The organism is Alteromonas antoniana (assembly GCF_019249295.1).
GTDB classification, from domain to species: Bacteria; Pseudomonadota; Gammaproteobacteria; order Enterobacterales; family Alteromonadaceae; genus Alteromonas; species Alteromonas antoniana.
Genome location: NZ_JAESDH010000002.1, coordinates 155,872 through 180,929 on the forward strand (window position 1 = coordinate 155,872; position 25,058 = coordinate 180,929).

The 25,058-nt window shown below is 49.7% G+C and carries 23 protein-coding genes; 13 read left to right on the forward strand and 10 right to left on the reverse strand.

Annotated elements, in window-relative coordinates; genetic code table 11:
* Positions 1 to 20 precede the first annotated feature (20 nt).
* Positions 21 to 623 carry a PilZ domain-containing protein gene (locus JKP77_RS01965; protein ID WP_218309529.1) on the reverse strand — a complete coding sequence of 201 codons (603 nt, stop codon included), beginning with the start codon at positions 621 to 623 and terminating at the stop codon, positions 21 to 23.
* Positions 624 to 787: 164 nt separating this feature from the next.
* On the opposite strand from JKP77_RS01965, the gene JKP77_RS01970 reads away from it, so the two are divergent.
* Together JKP77_RS01970 and JKP77_RS01975 are read left to right on the forward strand one after the other, a co-directional pair.
* Positions 788 to 1,987, forward strand: coding sequence for a lipoprotein-releasing ABC transporter permease subunit (locus JKP77_RS01970; protein WP_218309530.1), 1,200 nt, complete (start codon positions 788 to 790; stop codon positions 1,985 to 1,987).
* Between the two features lie 94 nt (positions 1,988 to 2,081).
* Positions 2,082 to 2,645: a phosphoribosyltransferase gene (locus tag JKP77_RS01975; protein ID WP_218309531.1), complete on the forward strand. Its 564-nt coding sequence runs from the start codon at positions 2,082 to 2,084 to the stop codon at positions 2,643 to 2,645.
* Positions 2,646 to 2,963: 318 nt separating this feature from the next.
* Here JKP77_RS01975 and JKP77_RS01980 read toward each other — a convergent pair whose 3' ends face one another.
* The 3 genes from JKP77_RS01980 to JKP77_RS01990 all read right to left on the reverse strand — a co-directional run bounded on the left by JKP77_RS01980 (position 2,964) and on the right by JKP77_RS01990 (position 5,141).
* Positions 2,964 to 3,626 (reverse strand): energy-coupling factor ABC transporter permease, encoded by a 663-nt coding sequence (locus JKP77_RS01980; protein ID WP_218309532.1) that lies wholly within the window; start codon positions 3,624 to 3,626, stop codon positions 2,964 to 2,966.
* Positions 3,627 to 3,628: 2 nt separating this feature from the next.
* Positions 3,629 to 4,438: an exodeoxyribonuclease III gene (gene xthA, locus JKP77_RS01985; RefSeq protein WP_218309533.1), complete on the reverse strand. Its 810-nt coding sequence runs from the start codon at positions 4,436 to 4,438 to the stop codon at positions 3,629 to 3,631.
* Positions 4,439 to 4,556: 118 nt separating this feature from the next.
* Positions 4,557 to 5,141 carry a biliverdin-producing heme oxygenase gene (locus JKP77_RS01990; RefSeq protein WP_218309534.1) on the reverse strand — a complete coding sequence of 195 codons (585 nt, stop codon included), beginning with the start codon at positions 5,139 to 5,141 and terminating at the stop codon, positions 4,557 to 4,559.
* A gap of 88 nt (positions 5,142 to 5,229) precedes the next feature.
* Here JKP77_RS01990 and JKP77_RS01995 point away from each other — a divergent pair, with 88 nt between their 5' ends.
* Positions 5,230 to 7,806 (forward strand): HWE histidine kinase domain-containing protein, encoded by a 2,577-nt coding sequence (locus tag JKP77_RS01995; RefSeq protein ID WP_218309535.1) that lies wholly within the window; start codon positions 5,230 to 5,232, stop codon positions 7,804 to 7,806.
* Positions 7,803 to 10,205 (forward strand): GGDEF domain-containing response regulator, encoded by a 2,403-nt coding sequence (locus JKP77_RS02000; protein ID WP_218309536.1) that lies wholly within the window; start codon positions 7,803 to 7,805, stop codon positions 10,203 to 10,205. The genes JKP77_RS01995 and JKP77_RS02000 overlap by 4 nt, the downstream gene beginning before the upstream one ends.
* Positions 10,206 to 10,451: 246 nt before the next feature.
* Here the strand turns inward: JKP77_RS02000 and JKP77_RS02005 are convergent, their stop codons facing one another.
* Entirely contained in the window at positions 10,452 to 10,892 is a 441-nt protein-coding gene (locus JKP77_RS02005) for a hypothetical protein (RefSeq protein WP_218309537.1), read from the reverse strand.
* Positions 10,893 to 10,916: 24 nt separating this feature from the next.
* A complete protein-coding gene (locus JKP77_RS02010) occupies positions 10,917 to 11,768 on the reverse strand; it encodes a hypothetical protein (RefSeq protein ID WP_218309538.1) in 852 nt (283 codons plus the stop codon).
* Between the two features lie 192 nt (positions 11,769 to 11,960).
* Between JKP77_RS02010 and JKP77_RS02015 the strand changes: the two genes are divergently transcribed.
* Together JKP77_RS02015 and JKP77_RS02020 are read left to right on the forward strand one after the other, a co-directional pair.
* Positions 11,961 to 12,359, forward strand: coding sequence for a DUF2750 domain-containing protein (locus JKP77_RS02015; RefSeq protein ID WP_218309539.1), 399 nt, complete (start codon positions 11,961 to 11,963; stop codon positions 12,357 to 12,359).
* Positions 12,360 to 12,362: 3 nt separating this feature from the next.
* Entirely contained in the window at positions 12,363 to 12,770 is a 408-nt protein-coding gene (locus tag JKP77_RS02020) for a SufE family protein (protein WP_218309540.1), read from the forward strand.
* Positions 12,771 to 12,789: 19 nt separating this feature from the next.
* Here the strand turns inward: JKP77_RS02020 and JKP77_RS02025 are convergent, their stop codons facing one another.
* Both JKP77_RS02025 and JKP77_RS02030 read right to left on the reverse strand, forming a co-directional pair.
* The gene (locus JKP77_RS02025) at positions 12,790 to 13,215 is read right to left on the reverse strand and encodes a hypothetical protein (RefSeq protein ID WP_218309541.1); all 426 of its coding nucleotides are present in this window, start codon (positions 13,213 to 13,215) and stop codon (positions 12,790 to 12,792) included.
* Between the two features lie 65 nt (positions 13,216 to 13,280).
* Positions 13,281 to 14,525, reverse strand: a complete 1,245-nt coding sequence (locus JKP77_RS02030; RefSeq protein WP_338024826.1) for a glycosyltransferase family 4 protein — start codon at positions 14,523 to 14,525, stop codon at positions 13,281 to 13,283.
* Positions 14,526 to 14,643: 118 nt separating this feature from the next.
* Between JKP77_RS02030 and JKP77_RS02035 the strand changes: the two genes are divergently transcribed.
* Both JKP77_RS02035 and JKP77_RS02040 read left to right on the forward strand, forming a co-directional pair.
* Positions 14,644 to 15,669: a 2-dehydropantoate 2-reductase gene (locus tag JKP77_RS02035; RefSeq protein ID WP_218309542.1), complete on the forward strand. Its 1,026-nt coding sequence runs from the start codon at positions 14,644 to 14,646 to the stop codon at positions 15,667 to 15,669.
* Between the two features lie 351 nt (positions 15,670 to 16,020).
* Complete coding sequence (locus JKP77_RS02040; RefSeq protein ID WP_218309543.1) at positions 16,021 to 16,866, forward strand: HDOD domain-containing protein; 846 nt, start codon at positions 16,021 to 16,023, stop codon at positions 16,864 to 16,866.
* Positions 16,867 to 16,990: 124 nt separating this feature from the next.
* On the opposite strand, the gene JKP77_RS02045 is transcribed toward JKP77_RS02040, so the two are convergent.
* Positions 16,991 to 17,806, reverse strand: coding sequence for an acyl-CoA thioesterase (locus JKP77_RS02045; RefSeq protein WP_218309544.1), 816 nt, complete (start codon positions 17,804 to 17,806; stop codon positions 16,991 to 16,993).
* Between the two features lie 166 nt (positions 17,807 to 17,972).
* On the opposite strand from JKP77_RS02045, the gene JKP77_RS02050 reads away from it, so the two are divergent.
* Together JKP77_RS02050 and JKP77_RS02055 are read left to right on the forward strand one after the other, a co-directional pair.
* Positions 17,973 to 19,292: a spinster family MFS transporter gene (locus tag JKP77_RS02050; protein ID WP_218309545.1), complete on the forward strand. Its 1,320-nt coding sequence runs from the start codon at positions 17,973 to 17,975 to the stop codon at positions 19,290 to 19,292.
* Between the two features lie 64 nt (positions 19,293 to 19,356).
* Positions 19,357 to 20,187 (forward strand): alpha/beta fold hydrolase, encoded by an 831-nt coding sequence (locus JKP77_RS02055; protein ID WP_218309647.1) that lies wholly within the window; start codon positions 19,357 to 19,359, stop codon positions 20,185 to 20,187.
* Here JKP77_RS02055 and glgC read toward each other — a convergent pair.
* Positions 20,175 to 21,449, reverse strand: coding sequence for a glucose-1-phosphate adenylyltransferase (glgC, locus tag JKP77_RS02060; RefSeq protein ID WP_218309546.1), 1,275 nt, complete (start codon positions 21,447 to 21,449; stop codon positions 20,175 to 20,177). The genes JKP77_RS02055 and glgC overlap by 13 nt on opposite strands.
* 546 nt (positions 21,450 to 21,995) lie before the next feature.
* Between glgC and JKP77_RS02065 the strand changes: the two genes are divergently transcribed.
* The 3 genes from JKP77_RS02065 (at position 21,996) to JKP77_RS02075 (ending at position 25,050) form a co-directional block, all read left to right on the forward strand.
* The gene (locus JKP77_RS02065) at positions 21,996 to 22,946 is read left to right on the forward strand and encodes a nucleoside hydrolase (protein ID WP_218309547.1); all 951 of its coding nucleotides are present in this window, start codon (positions 21,996 to 21,998) and stop codon (positions 22,944 to 22,946) included.
* 70 nt (positions 22,947 to 23,016) lie between these two features.
* Complete coding sequence (locus JKP77_RS02070; RefSeq protein WP_218309548.1) at positions 23,017 to 23,550, forward strand: SRPBCC family protein; 534 nt, start codon at positions 23,017 to 23,019, stop codon at positions 23,548 to 23,550.
* Between the two features lie 318 nt (positions 23,551 to 23,868).
* On the forward strand, positions 23,869 to 25,050 hold the full coding sequence (locus JKP77_RS02075) for an MFS transporter (RefSeq protein WP_338024828.1): 1,182 nt from the start codon (positions 23,869 to 23,871) through the stop codon (positions 25,048 to 25,050).
* The last annotated feature ends 8 nt before the right edge of the window (positions 25,051 to 25,058 follow it).

The window sequence follows — 25,058 nt, forward strand, 5'->3', positions numbered from 1 at the left end:
TGGTTACGTCTGCTGCGTGATTACTCGGTACTGTCTTTCGCTTGTTGTGCCCGCTTACGCAGCTGCTGCGACTGCAGATGCAAACTCGCTCTGACCAGCAGTTCCTGATCCTGTTCCCGGATACGGTTAAAAAAGAAGGCTATATGGTAGTCATTGCCAACCTGCTGGCAAGTAATAACTTCGCCAAAGCAAAAAATCGCGGCGGCTTCTTCGTCGATAAATACTTTGATTTCTGCCTGCGTGCCAATGTCCATAGGCTCATCACTGCTCACCAACATGCCCCCGCCGCCGAACTTTACCGTTTGCAAACGATACTTTACGTCGTCCTGCTGGTGCAGGATAAAAGACATCATAAGATCAATTTTTCGCGACTGGTGGTTAAGAAAATCGGCCAGCGCCTGGGCGTGGTCACCTAACTGACGAAGCGGTCGCAAGGCTTTGGTTTCAATATCTGCGATCTCACTGGCGATACGAAACGCATAGGGCATACGCTCTTCCAGTTCACTGACAGCAGGAAGTGCTTCATTATCCTCAAGCGGCACAATATTGACATTCAGCGCATGAGCAATCATAAAATACTCTTCGAATTGGGCTTGTTTCTGCTCCAGCGTTAGTGTGTCCATATTGTCTCCTACCACCAAAATCTTGTGCGTACAGTAGCTTACACGTAGTATACATACATTACGAGCAAACCGCCGATATGTGGTCATTTCCGGTATCACATATCTGAAAACGGCCGCTTCAGAATTAGCTGAACGGTTCGCAAACTGAGTAAATTTGAGAAAGTATGAGCCTTCCTTTACCGGCCTTTATTGCCCTTCGTTACGCGACCGCCGGCAAGCAAAACAGCTTCGTTTCCTTTATTAATAAATTTTCTGTGGCCGGCATTGCGCTTGGGTTGGCTGCACTCATCATTGTGTTATCTGTTATGAACGGGTTTGAAAGTCAGTTAAAACAGCGTGTACTGGGGATCGTGCCTCAGGTCGTGGCATATGCCCCTTTATCTGATGAAACTATAACTACGTTACCAGGCGTCCGTGCTGCGATGCCATATCGTGAAACTGAGGGCGTCATTCAGTCACGACAGGGGTTGCGTGGCGTACAAATTCATGGCGTCGATGCTAACGTGATGTCTGCGCAGAGCATTGTCAGCGATAATCTCCTGACAGGGCGATTTTCAGACCTCGCCGCGCGTTCTTTTCATGTGATTATTGGGCGGGCCCTTGCTACTCAGCTGGACGTGCGGCCAGGCGACAGGCTGCGTGTGATGTTAGCGGGAGCAAGTATTTATACGCCCTTTGGCAGAATGCCCAGCCAGCGTCTGGTCACGGTGTCCGGGATTTACGATCTTGGCTCGCAGATGGATAGCAAAGTGGTGTATATGTCACTGGCTGATCTGACACGCCTTATGCGCCTGCGGGCAGATACCCCTGCAAACACCCGGTTGTTTCTGGACGATGCGTTTGCCTATCAGCAGGTAGTGGATGCATTAGCGCCACTTGAGATCACTGTCGATAACTGGCGCAGCCGCCAGGGACCGCTATTCGACGCGGTGAAGATGGAAAAAAACATGATGTTTCTCATGCTGCTGCTTATTATTGCGGTAGCGGCGTTTAATATTGTGTCCGCGCTGGTCATGGTTGTCAGTGAAAAGCAGGGCGATATCGCCATTCTGCAAACGCAGGGAATGACGGGCAGGCGGATGATGTCAGTATTTATGCTAAATGGCCTTTTTAATGGCGTGAAAGGCGCACTAATCGGGCTGGTTGCTGGTGTGGCCATTGTGATTAACCTCAATACTTTATTGGAACTGCTGGGAATACCTATTGTGCTGTCGGCCGATGGGGCTGGCGTTCCTGTTGTAATTCAGTGGTCACAGGTTATTTTGGTAACCGTGTTTTCTCTTATGCTTTGTGTACTGGCTAGTGTATACCCTGCGACCCGTGCCATGCGGGTAAATCCTGCAACAGCTTTACAGAATGAATAAAAGAGAAATCTGACCAGTTGGTGGATTTGGCCGTGCAATATACGGCAATTTTCACTATACTCGCGGTCTTTTAAAATCCGGACCGGTAGACGATATGAAAAAGAATTTTATCACTTCGCAGGCGCTGCTACAGGACTCATTCCGCCTGGCTTCTCAGGTATATAATGACGGTTTTCGTCCTGACTTTATCATCGGCATCTGGCGTGGTGGTGCACCCATAGGCATCGCGGTGCAGGAATTTTTTGAATTTAAAGACACATCTACTGATCACATTGCGGTGCGTACGTCTTCTTATTACGGCATTAATAAGCAGTCTAAGGAAATACGCGTTCATGGCCTGCATTACCTGGTGGAAAATGCGAATGCCGGTGATAAGCTGCTAATCGTTGATGATGTGTTTGATTCAGGGCGCAGCGTAGACGCACTGATAAAACAAATAAAGAAGCTGATGCGCCTGAATATGCCAACGGATATCCGCATTGCCTGTCCGTGGTACAAGCCTGCCAACAATAAAACCGACATCGTTCCGGATTATTTTGTCAATAAGAGCGATGAGTGGCTGGTTTTCCCACATGAAATTGCAGGTTTGAGTGAAGAAGAAATCAGGGCCGGAAAATCGGAACTTGCCGATGTGATGGACATTTTGTTCGACAAGTAAGTCTTATAGACGTATTGAAGTACGGGTGCTCATACGCCTGGAAATTACACACGCCAGCGTTTTCGCTGGCGTTTTTGTTGCTGTTGAGACAATTGGCTATTCAGTATGCAGCATTGTCGCCTTGGCAAGCGACTATATACGCTACAAACGATAAGTAGTAGCGCCGGGAATGTTCAGTGCACCCGGAACCAATGGTTGTCTGCGCCACTATGCTGCAACACTTGTCACCAGAAAGCTGATTTTTTTGCGCTTTGAATGTCACTTTACGCTGTTAACTAACTGGGCTGCACGCCAGAAAGGGGAAGTGAGGAAAAGCGGTTATTTCTTGTCCGGGTCGAGATAAAACTTATCGTGAAACGTATAAACCCATTCCGGTTTATATATCACCAGTAAGGTCATGGTCACGCCATTGATAAACCCTTCCGGGAAAAGAATCAGCGGTATCAGTAGCATGTAATTATCGATTACCGTATCCCAGCTGTATATGCCATCTATTGCATAGTAACTTCCCAGTAACGCCAGCTTCAGTGCGATAACAATCGCGCCGGGGAAAAACGCACACACAAAAATATAGACGAACAGATGGCGTGGGATCTTATGAAACGACACCAGGTAAATGAGATACGAAACGCTGACCGGCATCACCACCCCGATAAGCCCGTTAACGCCCAACATCTGCCAGCTTTCGTTGCCTACTGCGGTTATCCCAAGCAGTGCTGCCAGACCGGCAAATAATGCATATCTGAAGCCCAGTATCAGCGTAAGTGACGTTAACCACAGAAAATGGACGTCCAGCCCCTGAAAAATACCGGCACGGAAAATCCACATGAAAAAGGTCAGGGCGGTGGCACCAAATACCAGATGCTGGCGTGATTTATCCTCTTTTAACGCTGCAAAAGGAAGATGCCGCCCCACAAAAAACAGAATTGCCGCTAACACCAGCAGCGCCAGAATCTGAAGAGTCGTCAGCGTATCGGTCATATTCAGTCTGCGTATGTCGCCCAGATTGGCGCGTGGTCAGAAGGTTTTTCAATACCGCGTAGTTCGTAATCAATCCCCGCATCTTCCAATTTGTCATGAAGCGGCTGCGTGGCCAGAATTAAATCAATTCGCAACCCGCGGTTATCATTGAAACCTTTTGAGCGGTAATCGAACCAGCTGAACTGATCGGTGGTATCGGGATTCAGTTTGCGAAAGCTGTCGTAGACTCCCCATTCGCAAAGTGTGTTCAGCCACTCACGCTCAACAGGTAAAAAGCTGCATTTACCGGTGCGAAGCCAGCGTTTGCGATTGTCTTCACCAATGCCGATATCCTGATCATGATGAGAGATATTCATATCGCCCATAATAATCACGTTTTCTTCGTTGCTGTGGCTGGTGTTCAGATAGCCCATGAGATCAGCGTAAAATTTTCGCTTAGCCGGGAACTTCGTTTCGTGGCTTTCATTTTCGCCCTGAGGAAAGTATCCGTTTAAAATGGTTACAGGCTGGTCATTGTTATCTTTTAGCGTCACCATGATCATGCGGCGTTGTGCATCTTCATCATCAGTGGGAAACCCGCGCTGCACATGCTCGGGTTCTTTTTTCGTTAACATGGCGACGCCATAGTGGCTTTTCTGGCCATGGAAGTAGACGTGGTAACCCATTGCCTCTACGGCATCTGTAGGGAACTGCTCGTCGTGTACCTTAATTTCCTGCAGCCCAATGACGTCTGGCTGATGTTTGTCGATGATGGCCTGAAGTTGATGTAACCGGGCCCGGATACCGTTGATATTAAAAGAGATGACTTTCATGTTGTCGCTGTCCTGTACTACATAGTCCGCTATGCTAACAAATTATTGTTTTACTTAGGAGCCGCAAAATGAGATTGATGCTTTGCCTCAAAGCGGCGCAGTTACAGCTATCGACGCTTCAGGCAGGCTGCATGACAGCGGTTACTTTACTGGCGGTATTTCTTAGTCCGCTGAATAAGGCATTCGCGCTGCGGCAAATTTTTTCACCTTCCTGCACTGAGAGTGTCAATGTATCTACGTAGCGACGATAGGCGGCCCAGTGTTGGCTGCAACCGGACAATGTCTGATAGTAATGCGTTGGCAGTGAGGCTGGAGCGTTATTTTGCAGCCAGCGATGAATCATTTTCGCGCCCATTGATGAGCCCAGCCAGACGTACCCACACGCGATGATGTCAGTGCTCTGACTGGTTATTGTCTGGTCGTTAACAAATGCCGGCGCTGATATCGCGTCTAACATTAACAAATCTGTATCAAGGGCCTCACAGACTGCGCATGCGTCAAGCATAGTGCTGACTGGGTGCGTCGGAACCTGTTGTGTTGCATGGTGAATCGCGCCATGAAACGAACGTAGCGTCAGCAATACATCCTGATAAACCGACACAGAGAAACGGTCTGTCATCAGCGCAGCAAAAGGCATAGTGCTTTCAAGTGCCTCGTGTTGGTGCGCGGTTTCGGTTCTGAGTTGTTGCAGTACTGACGTCATAAAAGCCTGATAAAGATGATCTGTGAACAGGAAAATAATGTAATGTATGGGCTAGCAAATTATAATTACAATATCATATGAATTCTGCATGGACGAATTAGACTTTTCCCCCCCCGCCGACCTGACAAATTGTGATCGCGAACCCATTCAACATCTTGGCAAAATTCAAAGCTTCGGCTGCTTCCTGGCGCTTCAGACCGACTGGATAGTTGCCGTATGCTCAGACAATGCTGAAGATTTTCTGGGGATCGCACCTGAGGAACTGATAGGGCAGGCATTACATCATTGTATCGATCATCAGACGCTGCATAATCTGCGTACGGCGTTACAGTCGGCAATGATTACCGGACGCAATGAGCGACTCTTTGAACACACCATTGAAGCAACGCAACGGCGTGTTGATTTCTCCGTTCACCATAACGGCGATTACATCATTGTTGAGATGGAAGTGTGTCATGGGCCGCGCGAGCCTCACGATACCTTTGTACGCTCGCTGTTGAGCCAGTTCTACATGGCCAAATCTGGTCAGGAACTCGGAGAGTTGGTTACCCAGCAGCTTCAGCTTATCACAGGCTATGACCGGGTCATGCTGTACCGGTTCTTACCGGATGGCGCGGGTGAAGTAGTGGCAGAATCTAAAAATCCGGATTTGTCGCCGTTCCTGGGTCTGCGCTATCCCGCCACGGATATTCCAAAGCAGGCAAGGGCACTGTATCTTAAGAGCCTGCTGCGTTTGATCGGCGATGTCAACGATCCCACCGTTGCACTTATTAATGAGCGACCGGGTTCGCCGGTCGATATGTCGTTCTCGACGTTGCGTGCAGTATCGCCGATTCATATTGAATATCTCAAAAACATGGGTGTAGAAGCGTCCTTATCGGTGTCAGTCATTGTCCGCGGCAAATTGTGGGGACTGATTGCCTGTCATCATTACACGCCGAAAGTTCCATCCTATTATCAGCGTACAGAACTGGAGCTGTTTGCAGAGATTTTCGCACTCGAAATGGGAGCCCGGGTCTCTGCTGAGCGAGATAAAGAGACCAGCCGAACCCGTGACATCATGACGCAACTGATAGCGACAATGTCTTCTCAGGGTGTGCTGATAGACATGTTGGAGAATCAGTTTCCTCAGTTGAAAATGTTAATACCGTGCGATGGTGTTACAGCGTTTATCGATGGCCATGCGGTTGGTGCTGACAGCCGGTTAAATGAAGAAACGTTACTGAGGCTAACGCGCTACCTGAACGCGCAGGCTCCGGGCAAAGTAATTGCGATTAACGCATTAGACGAAGCCATTTCTGGCTACGACACCGATGCACAGCGTATTGCGGGCGTGCTGGCAGTACCGATATCAAAAAGCCCCCGTGACTATCTGCTGTTTTTCCGACATGCGCAAACCCAGACGATTAAGTGGGCGGGCAATCCTGAAAAAGCAGTGACACACGGGCCAAACGGCGCAAGATTGTCGCCCAGAGCCAGTTTCGATGTATGGATGCAGACCCACAACAATCGTTGTCATGAGTGGAGTGAGCAGAATGTGAGTGACGCAGAATCACTGCGCGTGACACTGCTTGAAATTGTTATCCGCCATGTGCAGGAACGCGATCATATATTGCAGGAAGCCAGCCGCAAACACGAGGTATTGATCTCGGAACTCAACCACCGTGTGCGAAATATTCTTAATCTGGTAAATGCCATTATTTTGCAGACTGATCAAAACGAACGCTCTGTTGCTGAGTTTGTTAATGTACTGACTGGCAGGATGGTAGCGCTGGCATCGGCGCATGATCAGCTTACCGCGTCAGAATGGAGTAAAGTGAATTTCCGGCACATTCTGGAAACGGAAATCATGGCCTACATTGATCTGGAAAACCATGTCACGCTGTCCGGGCCTGATGTGGAACTGAAACCGGATGCGGCTACCCCAATTGTGCTTGTGATCCACGAAATGTTTACTAATGCGGCTAAGTACGGGGCGCTGGCAGCGTCGCTGGAGAAGGGAAAGGTGTCAGTACAGTGGACGTTTGAGGAAGGCCACGGGCTAACGCTCAAGTGGGAAGAAACCGGCGGCCCACCGGTGTCGCCGCCAAAACGAGAAGGGTTTGGTATGACACTTATCCGGTCCGTTATTCCCCATGAGTTGGGTGGCCGACTGGATATCGATTTTGCACCTGTTGGGGTTAATGCCTCGATTTTTATTCCTGAACGTTATGTGAGCGCCTATAGCGCGCCGACATCTGAAACGTCAAAAGCGCTTCCGGAAACAAAAGCAACGGAAGCGCCGACACTTCCCGAACGCGCGTTGGTAGTAGAAGACAGTCTTGTTATCGCCCTTGATGTTCAGGCAAAGCTAAAACGAATGGGGATTGCACAGGTGGCTGTTGCAGGCACCATTGAAACGGCGCGGGCGCAAGTACAGACACTGCGACCTGGCCTGGTGGTATTTGACATACATTTAGGTAAGGAAACCACGCTGGGTTTGCTACAGGAAGTGATAAACAGTCACACGCCCTGTTTAATTGTCAGTGGATACGGTGAGCAACTGAATCTGCCTGCCCGGTTTGATGCGGTTCCGGTAGTTTCAAAGCCGGTTTCTGAACAGAATCTAACACAGGTCGTATCTACCTTGTTTCCATCGCATGCAGAAAGTAGGAAAACTGAATGAGCTTACTAGCAGGAAAGCGCGTCGTAATTGTAGAAGACACTACGATCGCGGCGACATACCTCGCCCGGGAAATAACCAATATGGGAGCCGAGGTGGTTGGCCTGGCGCGTTCTGAGGAACAGGCATTGTCTCTGGTTGAGAAGGGTAACCCGGCACTCATATTGATGGATATTAATTTGTCTGACGGTGGCAGCGGTATTGAGGCCGCCAAAACAATTTTAAGTACGCGTAATATTCCGATTGTCTATACCACGTCGTACTCCGATGATGCCACGCTGACCCGTGCATTAGAAACCAGTCCTTACGGATATATTGTTAAGCCATTTGATACAAAAATGATCAAAACTGCCTGTGAAACAGCCCTTCACCGGTTTGCACTGGAGCTTCAGGTGACGGAATCGGAAAAGCGTTTCCGGGTTGCATCTGAGGCGGCACAGTTTGGTGTGGTGGCGTTAACAGAAAGCGGTAAAGCCTTTGATTTTCAGGGCGCGAGTAGTTTGAAAAACCGGCTTGGCGCCGGCACCAGCATGCCGGTAAATGAATTTATGGCGCTGTTTCCGGAAGCCGAGCGTGACAACATTGCTGACTGCATACAGCGCGGCGACACGGTTCGTAAAACGATAAAAGTAGACGGGGAGTCGCTCGGGGAAGAAGCGCTCTGGCTGGACGTCGTGTTCAGTGACGTGAGCATAGATAACGAACAGATTAAAATTGGTGCGGTAATTGATGTTACTGAACGTCAGCGCAAGTTACGCAAACTTAAACTGTCTACCACCATTCTTGATCAGCTTGCAGAAGGCGTCGCGGTACTGGATAAACATGGCATTATACGCGACGTCAATAAAGCGCTTTGCCGGTTGTTCGGGGTCGGCGCGCAAGCATTGGTGGGTGCCTGTTTATCTGAGTTCGGTATCCGACGTGATGAGCTTATGGAATCTGCGGCCAATGGCCCTTGCGGCGTGGCGAGCCGACAGAAGCGCACGTTGTTAACTGCCCATGGTGAAGCGTTTCCGGCACTGGTCACACTATCCGAACTGGAAGAGCTTCATGGCGATCTGCGGTTCGTCATGACGGTATCCGATATCTCTGAGCTCACCCATGCTGAGAAACGTCTGGAGTCGCTTGCCTATACGGATCAACTCACTGGCGCTGGCAACCGGAACTATCTTAAGCTGGCGCTGAATGAGAGCATGGAAGCGGACACGTTGAAGGCACTTATCTTCATTGATATCGACGGCTTTAAGCTGGTAAACGACACGTATGGCCATGATGTAGGTGATCAGCTGCTGGCAAAATGTGCAGAGGGTTTTCAGTCTGAGTTAGATGCGAACGATGTATTTATCCGTCATGGAGGCGATGAATTTGTCATTCTGGTACAAAGCGACACTGACGTGACCAGCCTTAATAAACGGTTGCTAAAAACGCTGGATACCCCCATGATTTCTGACAGTGCCGTACTGAAAATGAGTGCCAGTATCGGCACCGTAGAATACGAGCAAAAGCAGGACGTGAACGAGTTGCTCAAGCAGGCAGATATTGCCATGTACGAAGCCAAGAAGCGCGGTAAAAACCAGGCTGTCGCTTATTCAAAAGAGCAAAATGAGGCAATTGAGTATCGCTTGTATGTAGAGCAGGGCTTATACAACGCGTTGCTGAATAAAGAGCTCCATGCGACGTTTCAGCCGATTGTCGATACCGAGCAAAAGGTTGTGGCACTGGAGGCGCTCTGCCGCTGGCATAGTCAGGATATTGGCGATATTAACCCCGCGTCTTTTATTCCGGTAGCCGAAGAAACCGGGTTAATCAATGCGTTGGGCCTGAAGATGCTGCGTGAAGTCTGTATCGCCCACTCTCTGCTACGGGAAAGCGGTTTTGGCCATATCAAACTGCACGTAAATGTATCCATTTTGCAGCTTAACTCTTCTGAACTGGTGAAAGAATTTCTGGATTATCTGGCTGACTTTTCTGTTTCTACGGATGATATCGTACTGGAAGTGACAGAGTCTGCTATGCATGACTTCACCACGCGAAGTGTACTGAAGACCTTATCAGAAGCGGGCTTTGGCATTGCTATTGATGACTTCGGTGCCGGCTATGCGTCGGTGTCCGAGCTGGTACAATCCTTTACCACTGTGGTGAAGCTGGATAAAAGCCTTGCCCCCAGTCAGGATCACAATAGCCAGCAAAATATTATCGCGGAATCGCTTGTGCAGCTGTGCCGCAAACTCGGTAAGAAGGTCCTGTTTGAAGGCATTGAAAGCAAAGCGCAGTCTGACTTTGCTACTCAGGCCGGATGCCACTACATGCAAGGCTTTCTGTTTGCCAGGCCGATGTCAATAATGGAAGTTATCAATATGCTTCGCGACGCCAAGCCTGAGGCAGTACCCGCCGGTAAATAGTCAGTAAAGCCCGTCCTTGCATACCATAACGGCGCAGGGGCGGGCATTTCGGGTAACAGGACATTACGGGTTTACCGGAGAACGAGTCTTTGCGGTATGCTTACCGTAATTCCATCGCGTCGCGAATAGACGTGGGTTGCATCACTGATAAGTAGTAACAGTAAGCATGTGGCATGCTGTTTTTCTGAGCCTGTGCAGGCATGAATATGTCAGCGTGACAGGCGTATCAGAACTCTGATGTCATCCTCAGTCGCGATGCTGCGCGACAAACTGCGACGGCGTAAGTGCAGCGTCGTTCAATACCGGTACGGCAAAATCTTTGGGACAGTCCATCTCTTCCAGCAACGTGTGCACCAGATGTGACTCTGGGGTCGCAATAGCGATTTCGCAAAACAACTTTGAAATCTGTGCACAAATTACGACGCAGGCAGAGTCTTGCAGCAGATCGTTGATATCCGCGACCATACTTTTGGCTGCGTGAGGCAACATGTTATGACGATCCTTCTGATTAAATATCCGTGCAGAGTCCGTCCACGGAAAGGTCACGTTCACCACGTGATAGCTGTCATCCGGCATGCGGTTTTCCATCAGCCACATGGTAAACTGACGAAAGTTTATGCTGATGAGGTCCCGGTAATGAAACGGTAACGGATCAGACTCAGAAATTATCGGTAGCGACAGTTTCATTTTACTGACCTCTTTATGGCCTTCCTATACATATTCCCTTTCCATGTTGTGATTGTTTGCGTACATCGAAATAGGAAACTTGTCATAAATCTTATTTTTAAGCGCACTGGTCATATGCACAACGAACAGATTGTTGTGCTCTTTTCCATGTTCAGCGACAAACACGTTAATAAATTCTGAGATCAACTGGTTTGATTCGTCAGTCGCAATTTTCACCAGGTCCATCGCGTAATCATGAAGTCGGTTCACAGATTCATTGAATTCAGAGAGAACATCAATCAGGTTGATTTGCTCTTCAACTTCTTCAAATACCGACACTCTGAATTCAGCGGGGCCACCGATATAATCTTTCTCTACCAGCGCTTTGAGCGAATACCGGCGAAATATGTCACCGTTTTCGTCTTCTTCCGCCAGACTTTCAAGCATTAGCGTATGAATGCTGATGCCGTATTGCGATACATAATCGTACAGGCTGTCAACAAACCGGTACGCAAAAGAAAGCCGGTATTCCTTTTCCATTTGCCGCGTCAATGCCTCAGTGAGATCTCGTTCCTGTGGCACGCAGGCCTGAACATGTCGCTTTAACTGGCTGGTAAAAATGCGGGCACTTAACACATAATTATTCACACAGGCATTAAGATGAGGTTTAGCGGTTTCCAGCGCTTCCGATCCGGCCTGGTCTACATAAAGCCGGCCGAGACGGGACATGGCGTCAAGCACCATCTGTAAATTTGCATTTACCAAGCGAAACTTATGTGTGATGGCGTAGGCAGAGGAGAGCCGTTTCCGCACGCGTTTCAGCTCTTTGAACTGATCTTCATCCAGTGACAGCACGTTGTCATCAAGACGCGACGTTATAAAATATTCTGATTGCATCCAGCCTGGCGCTTTAGTGGTGAATTATGCAAAAGGCTACCACGGTTGCGCTTGCTATTTAAATTAAAAATGTCTTGTTGATTAGTATTTTAAACCACCTATGCTGACTACTGCGTAATGGTAAATGGCTTTTTGCTGCCCAGTGCGCAGCTGATATACTCACAGAATGAAAATTAGCATTTTGGATTGAACGTGTTTCCTGCAACTGTAACCGAAAAACTGCCCGCCGCCATTGTTAAACAGGTATTCTCACTATCCGCAGATGACCGCCAGACGCTGTTTCTGGACTACGTTGAAAAAGCACAAGCCGTGTGGCTGCTTAAAGGCAATGACGGGTTTGTCATGATGGCCGGAGAAGAGGGTGAACGGCTGCCGGTATGGCCGCATTTCGATTTGGCTTCAGCATGGAATGGAGAAACTGAGGCAAACACCGAGGCTGTGAGTATTTCACTTTCACAGTTTGTGCAGGACTGGTTACCCGGTCTTGGTAAAAATCAGATTGAGCTGGTGCTGTGCCCAAGCCGGATAGAAAAAGAAGATCCCGTTCTCAGCGCCGAAGAGCTGCTGGCGTCACTTCAGGATGAGGAGTAGCGGGTGACCGACGAGGCGCAACTTTTGTTGCCGCTGGCGGCCCGGGTAGCCGCTGCATCAGGCTGGGACAACGCGACCAGAGCCATTATGCTGGCGGGCAAAGCTTTGCCTGAACTGCCGCCAGAGATGCGTGACCCGCAGACCTACATCAGCGGCTGCGAGTCTGATGTCTGGGTTGCTGTTATTGAGCTGGATGGACGTAAAGTCATTGCCGGCTGGTCTCCCAGCAAAATTATCCGCGGCGTTTTGAGTATCATACTGGAGAAAGCGAATACACTGGATCCCTCAGCACGGGCAAAGTTTGATTTTGACCGCTATCTTACTCTGTGTGGTCTGAACAGGTACCTGAGCCAGTCCCGTGGCAATGGGATGAAAACGGTCATAAACCGGCTGCCAACATTGCAGTCATGAAAGCCGTGTCCCTGAGGAATCAGATTATCCCGCCGTCTGGCAGATTCTGATACACCTCCTGCGCGCAGTGAATGTCCGCAGATGCAATATCACATCGTAACGGGATAAACGTCACCATCAGGCTTACCGTCGCGTCATTGCTGTCATAATTCATGATGCAGGCGTGCGTGTAGAGCGTGCCGGTCCATTCTGCTGTTAACGTATGAGTGTGGCTGATGAACGCATCGATTGCGGGCCGCAGGTCCCGTCGCGCGTGTTCTGATATTCGTGAGATAACCGCCAAACCTTTGTTATCGCTATCGTCCACGCCGGCTTCCCGTTCTGCCTGTATGAGGCTGACCGCTTCCCCCATGCCCTGGCAGATGGCGATACGGTCAATGCGTTGTTGCGCATATCCTGAGAACGATAGCACGCTCAATAATACGATACACAGTTGCCATTTCATCAGTAATACCTCTTGGAGCGCGGTAGTAAATGGTAACCTTTATAACCAGAACGGCCGGGCCTGGTTCACTCTTTCAGCTGATTTTTGGCGGCAATCCACTGCGACATATATCGGGTACTGCTTAATGTGTGATGCCACAGAAGGTGTTGCAGGAAAAGCGGCTGCCGGTGGGACTGAGGATCGCCTGTCAGACTCAAAATTCTATCTAGCAAGGTCGGGATATGCCTGTCCGGATGAAAAGCTCTAAGACAAGAGAAGCCGGCCTGTTGTGCGGCTACCCACGATGGCTTATCAGCATACAAGCTTGCCGCACTCTCAACAAATGCGTCCGTGTCATCGTGGCAGGCCCCGGGCCATTTATCTGTCTCTGCAATACCTTCAGCGCCAATGGCGGTGGTGACACTCGGTGAGCCAGCCTCCATCGCCAGGAGTAGCTTTCCTTTGAGTCCTGCGCCAAAACGCAGCGGCGCGAGCAATACCCTGGCGTGACTGACCACTTGCCAGGCATCGTCAGCCCAACCCTCAACACAGAATCCCTGCGCAGGATTGTGTAGTTGCGTGGCTTTCTTCGGCGGATAAGCGCCATAAATACGCAATCGGGCACCGGGCACACGCTTTCTGAGCAACGGCCATATATGCTGCTTTAGTTGCAGTACGGCATCCCAATTGGGGGCATGCCGAAAATTACCAATGGACACAAAATCTTGCCGTTGTTCATAATCTGGCAGCGAGCTATGAGTATGGGCTTCCTGAACATCGTGAAGCAACGGGAAGTACAAAAGCTGGGAGGCCGGTACCTGATAGTGAGATGTCAGCAGGGAATATTCAGCAGAGGAAATCACCAGTGTGACATCGCTTCGCAAGATACTGGCAACTTCACGCTGGGCGAGCAGCGTATTTTTACACGCCTGGTCAACCGGAAGACCATTACGGACCGCCTCCCAGCGAGCTTGTCTGAGACTATGAAGATCTTCCGTGTTGAGAATGCGAATGGCTGACGGACATACCTCTCTGACACGCCAGGAAAATTGCTCTTCGGTCATGTAGCGGTCAAAAATAACTACATCGGGACGTATTTCTGCGATTCTGTGATTGAAACTGTCGCAGTTTAGCCGCACACATTCGACTGCAACACCCAGTGCGCCCAGATCGGCTTTGTGGGAACTGTCAGCCGCAGCGGTCATAAACACGATGTCGTGGTTCTGCTCACGCATTGCGGTGAGCAGAGTAAGCATATTTTTCCCGGCGGCAGAGGAGTCAGGCTCTGGCCAGACATAACCGATGATGACAATACGTAACCCAGACAACACGTTTACTCCCGAACCAAAAAAACAAATGATATCAGATGTTCGCAACGAATGAGTTATCGACAACGCTGACAGAAGATTAGCGCTAATGGCATACTGGTGAAAAAAGGAAACCAGACGAATGCATCATCTGATATTTGGAAGCGGCCTGATTGGTAGCTACCTTGGTAGTGTCATGACACTCAATAGCGCTAGTGTTGCGTATGTGGCAAGGGGCGTCTGGAAACAGCGTCTCTCTCAACCGCTGCAATTGACCGACTACCTTGGAAATAAAGGTACCGTAGACGCTCAACACGTTGTTGATGGCTCTATGGATACACTGCCAGATGTCGTCTGGCTGACGGTAAAATGTACGGCTTTAGCATCAGCATGTGAAGCGCTGACTGACTGGGTAGGCTCTGACACGGTTATTGTCTGTTGCCAGAATGGCATCAGTGCACATGCTGAGGTGAAACGGTACTTCCCGCGTCATCAGGTGCTGCGGACGATGGTGCCGTTTAATGTGGTCATAGCAGGTGAGCAACACCTTCACAAAGGTTCGGAAGGCACGCTAGTTATCGAACAGTCTGCCGACAACGTGCTGACTGACTCTCTCGTCAACATCCTGTCGCATCCACTTCTGCATGCCACGTCGTCTGACAATATCGAAGCGGTGCAGTGGGCGAAGCTGCAACTGAACCTGGGTAACGGCGTGAATGCGCTTGCAGATATTCCGGTAAAAGCCATGCTGGAAAACCGCTATTACCGAAAGGTTATTGCCGCGCTGATGTCGGAACTGCTGACCGTCGCGAGGGCGAGAGGCATGCAGTTACCCAAAGTAGCGCGTCTGCCGGGCTCTCTGATCCCCTGGGTACTGCGGCTGCCAGACCGTGTTTTTAACATCGTCGCCAAACAAATGCTGGCTATTGATCCGACAGTGAAAACCTCAATGTGGTGGGATCTTCACAACCACAAAGCAACTGAACGTGAATACCTCTACGGCGCGCTGGTCCGGGCTGGCGAAGAAGTGTCGGTGCCGTGTCCGGTTAACGCATTACTGAACGCATTGATAGCGCAGGTGGAACGTGACAATGACACGGCATCGTATACGCCGTTACCGGCTCAAGTGATGTACGAAAAAGTCAGAGAAGTGAAGGGCCGCATCTAGTCAAATTCGAAAGCAGGTCTTTGCCCTGAACATGTCTGGAAGGCGGGCGTGTTGCGGCTGGCCTGCATGGAGCTGTTCAACGTGACGACCCCTTGGCAATTACGATAGCAGAAATTGCTGTGTTTACCGTAACCCCACAAGCCTGCCGTAAATCTACGCGCACACCATAAATCCACGCACCGGCCACATGTTTTCTGGAGATTCGCCTGGTATACCGCAGAAAAAAACAGATATCCTGTGCGATTTTTATGGCGGGGTTGCGTATAATGTTCTATATCTGAATAACGGATTTAGTATTCGCGCAGGGAACAGCATCGTAATCCTTTTAGAGGTTTCGGAGCATCTGAAAATATGAACGTGCAAGATATCGCTGAAAAAGCGAGTGAATTATTTGTTCTTCCTGACTCAGTTACCCGCCTGAAAGCGTGTATGGATGATGATGCCGCAAGCATGGACGACATCGCTGAAATTATTGCTTTCGATCCCTCTCTGACCACACAGTTGTTGCGTGTTGCTAACAGTGCGCTGTATCGTTTTCCCAACAGAATTGAAACCATCACGAAAGCCCTGCAGGTTATCGGAACACGTTCTGCTTACGATCTTGCGCTGGCTTATGGTGTTACGCATGCGTTCAAAGACGTAGAGGGTAAGGCCATAGATCTGGATAAGTTTTGGGAGCAAAGTGTCTCCTGTGGCTTACTGGCTAAATATTTTGCTGAAAAAGAGCGGATGAAACAGCCCGAACGGCTATTTGTTTCCGGTTTGCTTCATAACATCGGTGAATTGGTCGTGGTGGCACAAATGCCGGAAGAGGCCAAACGGTGTCTGGCGTTTAATTCCAGAGTCAGTCCTCAGGAGTTACAGGAAGCCATCCTGGGGTTCAATTACGCCGAGCTCTCGGCGGAACTGATTCGACTGTGGGGTATCCCGGCCTGTATTTTCGAGCCAATTCAGCATATACATGAAACGGACACCCCTGCACACAATAAAGATCTGCAAATTCTTCAGCTCTGCTACGTGCTGGCGCTGGACAATGTTAATCCCGAAATATACCCCAGTTATAACAACCTCAAACCACATCAGCATGAAATACTTGAACTGGAGCGCGAAGACCTGGAAGACGCGCTTGATATCACTAATCTTCAGTGTATCAGTGTAATTTCACTGTTTAACCCAAGTGCATTTATGCTCTACTGAGACGTTTGTTGGGGCTCTCTACAGTTTGTGTCGTCTTATCAAAAAACGCAGAGTAAAGGGAAATACGTACTAAAACGAATATTCCCTTTACTGCGCCTTACCGCGTGGAAAATTCATATTCTCGTTAATCAAACACGGCGACGGTCTGTCTGCTTAGCGCAATCACGTCGCCGTGCGCGTTCCAGATTGTTGCTTCGGTATGGCCATAGCCGTCCGCAGCTTGACGGGTATGACACTGGTAGGCAAACCAGTCTGTTCCGCTGACTTCATGATGAGGATGGATAAACTCAATATTCCAGCTTACCGTGCTGGCCGGCGCCGGAAACTTCATCATCTGTAGCAGAGTAGGGGGCCAGGCATCAATAAGTGTAATGACATGGGCATCGGTAATGCGTTCAGGGGGTTGCTTGAAACGCATGAATCCATGATAGACGCTGTCTTTTTTCCAGCTAAAGGGCAGTCCGCCTTTATCAATAGACAGGTCAAAGTTTCGTACGAAGCGTGGTGTCACCTTAGGGATTTGCGGAATAAATTTGCCTTTCTTAGGGATCTCCATACCGTGACGCTCGCTGCACTCAACCTTAATTCCGGACTTTCTTGCTTTACCAAAACAGGCCTGACAAAACACGCAGATTTTTCCATTCTGAACAATTTGTCCGGAAAACTGAGATACGTTACTCCCTTCTCGTAAGCGGGTTACCTCAATGGTAAACGGTGTATCGAGTGCCAGAGGGCCCACAAAGTTGGTGGTAAACGACCGCAGTAACCGGGCATCGTGTACCTGACGGACAATAGCTTTGTACACCATACCGGCTGAAACACCGCCAAATGCAGTGCGGCCCTGCGCCCAGGTGTCGGGGATCACTCGCTCTTTAAATACCCACTTTGACTCACTCTCCTGAACAGGTGTGGGCAGGGATAATAACTCGTCTACATGCATAATATTCTGGTCTGATCAGTTCAATGACGTCATCCTAACCTATACTTACATCGTCGCCAAATCGAATGCTAATACATCTGCTTATGTTAACAAATAACTAACATTTAGTGGTAAGCGCGAGCGTCTGACGTAGACTGGGACAAACTATCAGGAAGTCAGGTGAATTATGTCTCAATCAGGCGTGGCTACAGCCTCAAAAACGGAGTCGGGGTCTAAAGCATATCGTAATTACGTGCTTTTCATTCTGACACTGGTTTATGCGTTTAATTTTATAGACCGGCAGATTGTCGGCATTCTCTCCCCGTTTATTAAAGCGGACCTCGGGCTTGATGACGCCCAGTTAGGCTGGTTGAAAGGTATTTACTTCGCCTTGCTGTATACCATTGTCGGGATCCCGATTGCCTGGCTGGCAGACCGTTACAACCGGGTAAACATTATCGCAATTTCCCTGACCATGTGGAGCGGCTTTACTGCGGCGTCAGGGTTTGCTGCAAATTACTTTCAGCTGGCCGTGGCGCGAATCGGGGTAGGTATTGGTGAGGCGGGCGGCAGTCCGCCAGCACACAGTATTATTTCCGATCTGTTTCCAAAAGAAAAACGGGCGGGGGCGCTGGCTATTTACTCGCTGGGAATTCCCTTTGGGATCATGCTGGCATTTTTCGCCTCTGCGTTTTTTCTACAGGGTGGAAAGGCAGACTGGCGAACTGTGATGATTAGCGTAGGCTTACCAGGCATTGCGCTTGCGCTGTTGCTGAAATTCACAGTAAAAGAGCCAGCCAGAAGTGCAGCGAAACCACCGGCAGAGGGAACCAAAGGGCCTACCGTCTGGACGTCGGTAAAAGCCTTGTTAAGTGTGCCAACCTGGTGGGGAATGGCGTTAGGTATCTCCTTTGCTTCTTTTGGTAACTACGCGATTTCAACCTGGATCATTGACTACTATGTTCGAGCGTTCGCGGGGCTGGATATTACCCTGCTGTTGGTAGTGTTTGGTATTACGAACGGTACAGCTTACGCGGGTGGTGTATGGCTGGGTGGCGTTATTGCCGACAGGTGGGGTAAAACCAATAAGAAAGCCTATGCATTGTTACCCGCTATTACTTTGATTATCGGCGTGCCAGCGTTCTATTTTGCGCTCCAGTCACAGGACTTATGGACCTCAGTCGCGTTGTTGACTATTTTACTGTTTACCACCGGATTTTATTTCGGCCCCTGTTTTGCCATGGCACAAACACTGGCTCCGGTAAATGTAAGGGCGATGTCTACGGCGCTATTCTTCTTTGTGCTTAACATCATCGCGCTGGGTGGCGGACCAACCATTACTGGAATCATCAGTCAGGCGCTGGTACCCACGTTGGGTGAAACAGAAGCGCTCAGACAGGCACTGTTATACCTTATTGTTCCGTATACCATTGCCATTCTGGTATTCTTCTGGACCAGTACCAGAATCGTGGAAGACTGGGATGCCGCAGAGGCCCGCGGCCAGTAATTCATAACTATCAGGAGTCAGTGTGGATAAGCAGTATGATGTAAAAAAGGATGCCGGTGACGGCATTGAGCAAACCGCTTCCACACCGACTCCGGTAACCTACCACTTCGGCCATGCCAATGGTTTCCCGGCTGAAAGTTACACCACGCTTTTCAATGCGTTGCCTTCACACTGGCAGCGCTTGAGCGTGTCTAAGTTCGGTCATGCGACTCAGTATCCGGTTAGCGCCAATTGGCGGAATCAGGTGGATGAGTTAATTGCGCACGTTAAAGCCAATCGTCCGGACTCGCAGCCTGTGTATGCTGTCGGACATTCTTTTGGTGCTGTCATTTCTTACATGGCGGCGTGCGAAGCACCTTCACTTTTCAAGGGCCTGATCATGTTCGATCCGCCTTTGGTGACCGGGGTAGCCAGTCTCTTTTTCCGGTTAGCCAAACACACCCCTTACATAGATAAGCTCACGCCCGCGCGACTGGCAGCCTCAAGGCGAACGAGCTGGCCGAGAAGTACGGATCTCGTGGCGTATTTTAAAGGGAAAGGACTGTTTAAAAACATGGACAAACGTTGCGTTGAAGATTATGTCCATGCGGTTACGCGTCTGCAAGGTGATCACTGGCACCTGACATTCAAAGCCGATGTCGAAGCGGAGCTGTTTCGAAACGTCCCGCATAATTTGCACCGATACTATGGCAAGTTAACGTGCCCGGCCGTACTGGTGACAGCCAAAGACACCACGGTGTGCACAGAACAAAGACGAAATCCGTTTATCAAAGGGAATAATCTGCGCCACGATGTCTTACCGGGAGGGCATATGTTTGTGCTGGAGCGGCCTGAGACTGTGGCGGATTATATTACCGCCACAATTTCCCAATGGGAAGCGGCTCAGGGAGCCTGAAGCCCGCCAACGGGCTGGCCGAGCATTTCCCGGGTAACCAGTACGACGCCTTTATCAGATACCCGGAACCCACGAGCGCGATCCTCGTCATGATTGTAGCCGATTACCGTGCCCTCAGGGATGACGCAACCACGGTCGATAATGACTTTTTTCAGTTTGCAGTGCCGCATCACTTCGACGTCAGGCAACATCACCGCTTCTTCAATAAGACCGTATGAGTGCACACGAACATTCGAGAAGCACAAACTTCTGCGTAGTGTAGATCCGGAAATGATACAGCCGCCTGATACCACTGAGTTTATGGCTTCACCACGGCGATCATTATCTTCCCAGACAAATTTAGCGGGTGGTAATTGCTCCTGATAAGTCCAGATGGGCCACTTCTGATCGTACAGATTGAGTTGTGGGACTGGCGCTACCATTTCCATGTTAGCTTCCCAGAACGAATCAATCGTTCCTACATCACGCCAGTACGCGTTGCCGTCGTGGCCGCCTTCAAAGGGATAGGCGCAAACGATATGATCTTTAATGATAGAAGGGATGATGTCTTTTCCGAAGTCTCTTTGAGAACCCGATGTTTCTGCATCCCGGCGCAGTTGCTCGAACAAAAATTCAGTGTCAAAAACGTAATTCCCCATAGAGGCCAGACAACGGGTAGGATCATTGGGTAGCGGAGTGGGTGAGGCAGGTTTTTCCTCAAAGCCCAGAATGCGGTAATCCTCGTCTACCGACATGACACCAAATGCACCCGCTGCTTCCTCTATCGGCACTGACATACAGGAGACGGTCATTTTGGCGCCGCTTTCTTTATGACGCGCCAGCATGTGTCCATAATCCATACGGTAGATATGGTCGCCCGAGAGGATCATGACGTACTTTGGCAATTCATCGCGGATAATGTCGATATTCTGGAAGACAGCGTCAGCCGTGCCTTCATACCAGCTATCAGAGAATCGTTGTGATGCCGGTAAAATTTCTACTGACTCTCCCAGCTCTTTTTTAAAGTGTCCCCAGCCGCGCACCAGGTGGCGGATCAGCGAGTGTGATTTATATTGAGTGACGACCCCGATGCGGCGAATACCTGAGTTAACACAGTTCGACAGAGGGAAATCGATAATCCGGAACTTACCGCCAAAATACAGTGCCGGTTTCGCCCGCCAGTTGGTCAGTTCATGCAACCTGGATCCTTTACCACCCGCAAGAATAAGCGCGTAGGTATCCCGGGTCAGGTTACTGATATAGCGTGAACTGTGATCTGCCATCTCTTAATCTCCATCGATCTGGACACGATACCACTGTGTCATAGTGTTTATTTGGCGCATTTCGCCGTTATCGAGAGGGTCTGTTATGAAAACAGAAGCCCCGGACCTGGGGAAGGTGCGATTAAGTCTATAGTCACTCAGCGAGTCCTGAAGTGCGTAGTTGCAAGGCAGGGTTCGAAGGCAATGGCCTTAGCCCTTGGCGAGAAACCTAACGCAGCAAATGCGTACTTCAGGGCTCGCCCTACGGGGCTTACAGCCAAGCGCCTATTCTTTGTTAGCCTTTTTTGGCTTAACCCGTTAGGCCTGCAAAAGGCCGTCTCGACTAGCCACTTGGCTGTAAGCCTGAGAGTCCATAGACTTATTCGCACCTTCCCTGGCATCGCAAACTACGGTGTCCGGTTGTAGAGGCGACGACATCATTTGTCCGTGTTAACCTTAAATCCATATTACACAAGAAAAAATAATATGCCATGAAAGTGTGTCAGTGTGTCAGTGTGTCAGTGCGTCAGCCGCTGATGTTCACGATTGGTGTGTACAGGAGTAAGTATGGCTGATTCAGAAACCAGACGCCGGGTAATTTTTGATCATGACGGCGGCATTGATGATTTGTTATCGCTTTTATTGTTATTGCGAATGCCGAACATAGATCTGGTCGGAGTAAGTATAACGCCTGCAGACTGCTACCCGGGTGATGCACTGATATCGACGCTGAAAATTCTCTCGTTGTGCGGAAAAAGTGATATCCCGGTTCATGTCGGAAATAAGACAGGACCCAATCCGTTTCCCCCAGACTGGCGAGCGCAGCCACGAATTTGTCATTCTTTGCCTGCTATGTTGCGCGTACAGGAAGCGTCGTCTCATCACGCTGATGTTCCGGCGCATCAGTTTATTCGCGAAACCCTGCAACACAGTGATACCCCCCTGACCGTGCTTATGACCGGTCCGGCAACCAATCTGATGTGGGCGTTACAAGACCACCCGGTACTTTGCGAAAAGGTAGAAGAAGTCGTGTGGATGGGCGGTGCCATTGATGTGAAAGGAAATGTGGCCATGCATGATCATGATGGCAGCGCTGAGTGGAACGCCTACTGGGATCCTGCGGCCACAGCGTGGTTGGTAGCGAGTGGACTGTCATTGTGCCTGGTACCGCTGGACGCCACCAACGCCTTGCCTGTGGATCGTGATTTTTTGCGAGAGCTGGCGACATGCAACACGCCGGTATCTGATCTCGCGGGGCAGTTTTGGGCTGCCACGGTGACAGCCATCCCCACCTATGAGTTTACTTATTATATGTGGGATATCCTTTCTACCAGTGTATTAGGGCTGCCCATAGACACCTATGTGCGAGAGCAGGGGACATTGTCGGTTTCTACCTCTGCACCGCAGGCAGGACGCATCTATCGTGATCCTGCTGGCTGCAGTGTGAGCTGGGTGTCATCCGTGGAAGCACAGGAAGCGCGAAGGTTTGTGTTACAGCATCTTACCGGAGATTTTTAATCTCGCACTGCTAATTGTTAATCTTTTGTTATAATCTGGTCGGTGCAGTTACCTTACTACGGAGAAAGGCATGTCGATGCTGAAAAAATTAATCTATGGAATTTTGATTATTGTTGCTGCTGCCGCGGTAGTCGGTTTTATGCTACCCAGTCACTATAAAGTTGAACGTAGTATTGTTATTGAGGCATCGCCCAATACTATTTATGATTATGTGGTCGATCTGAAAGCCTGGCCGCAATGGGGCGTGTGGTTCCAGCGTGATCCACAAATGCAGATTTCCTATGGCGGTCCTGACCGCGCAATTGGCATGCGTTCGAAATGGACGAGCGAAACCCAGGGCGACGGAGAAATGGAAATAATTCAGTTGGAGCACAACCGCAAAGTTGAATATAGCCTGTATTTTCCTGAGTTTGATATGGGATCGGTGGGACGCGTGACGTTTGAGCCAACAGATGATGGCACCCGCGTTACCTGGAGCGATGAAGGCGAGGTGGGGAATAATCCTGTAGATCGTTACTTTGTGCTGATGCTTGACGACATGATTGGCTCTGATTTCGAAACGGGACTGGAAAACCTGAAAACGGTAGTTGAGAACCAGGGCTAGACCTTTCCATCACTGTCTTTTTGGGCGTTGTGAGTTGTCTGACGCTATCAGGAGAAAAAGCGTATTCATGAAATACGCTTTTTTATCAACGAGAAGAAATATCTCAACGCTGTTGCCGCAAAAGCCTGGCAAGGAGAGGAGAAACCGTCGAACCATCTGATCTCTCAGATAAAATACAGCGTAACGTATCTGGTTGCGAAAACCTGACCAATCAATTGATAACCCTGTCATGGATGTAACATGAATAATATATCCTGCACGGGGTTCACCTCATTTCGAATAAACGCGGTATGGCAGCAGCTGTAAGAGGAGTACTACGTGGCGATCAGCAATAAGGTTAAACTGGTAGTAGGGCTGGCGTTTAATAAGCTGGCTGACTTATTGGTTTCGCCCAAAACGACATTACCGGCATTACTAATCACCCTTGGTGCGCCTAGTTGGATGGTAGGCTGGCTGGTCCCCATCAGAGAGTCTGGTGCACTGTTACCGCAAGCTGGCATTGGCGTCATTTTACGACACTATTCAGCGCGTCATCACGTCTGGCGTATCGGCATGGCCGTACAAATCTCGTCGGTTTGCACCATGGTGGCGGCATTCTTGCTGCTAACCAGTGCGACTGCAGGCTGGGTTGTACTGGGCGCATTGGCTGCACTGAGTCTGGGCCGCTCTGCCTGTTCGTTAACTTTTAAAGATATTGAAGCGGATATTGCGCCTAAAGGAGAACGGGGCAAACTCATTGGCATTGCCTCTACCGCCTCAGGGATCGTGACCCTGCTGGTGGCCGTGCCGTTGGTTTATTTCCAGGACCGCCTTGGAGACAGCATAGCAATAGGACTACTCGGACTCGCTGCGCTGTCATTTATCACGACATTTCTGATTATTCTGCCGGTGAAAACCTACGTTGATATTGAACAATCATCAGCAGACAAGGATAAGACGCGATTCTGGCAATTCGACAGCGTGGTGTATCGTTTCGTGCTGGTACGGGGATTGTTTGTGCATTCTGCGCTAGTGGCACCGTATTTTATGCTTGAAAGTGATTACGGTGCGCAAGCGTTGTTGCCGCTCTACCTTGCGGCGCAGGCTGCAGCGACAATGCTGTCGTCTTTTTTCTGGGGAGCGGTGTCAGACAAGAGTGCAAGACTGACCTTGCAACTGGCGGGGACGCTGGCCATTCTCGCCTGTGTTGGATTATTGTTGATGGACGCAAGATCGTTATGGTTATCAGCGGCGTTATTTTTTGTGCTCTCTATTGCCCACGCTGGCGTTCGAACGGGGCGCAAAACTTACAGTCTTGACGTAAAGTCAGGGCAGGACCGTACTGAACTGGTCGCCTTTAGTAATACCGCGATAGGTATCATTCTGTTGGGCTTTGGCGCTATGTACGCAGCGCTCGAGCCATTTATCTCATTTTCAGTTGTCTACATCATGACCGCGTTTCTGGCGCTGGGTATCGCTCTCAGCTTTATTTTGCCCGGCGAAAAACAGGATAATAACTAGCGCCTTGA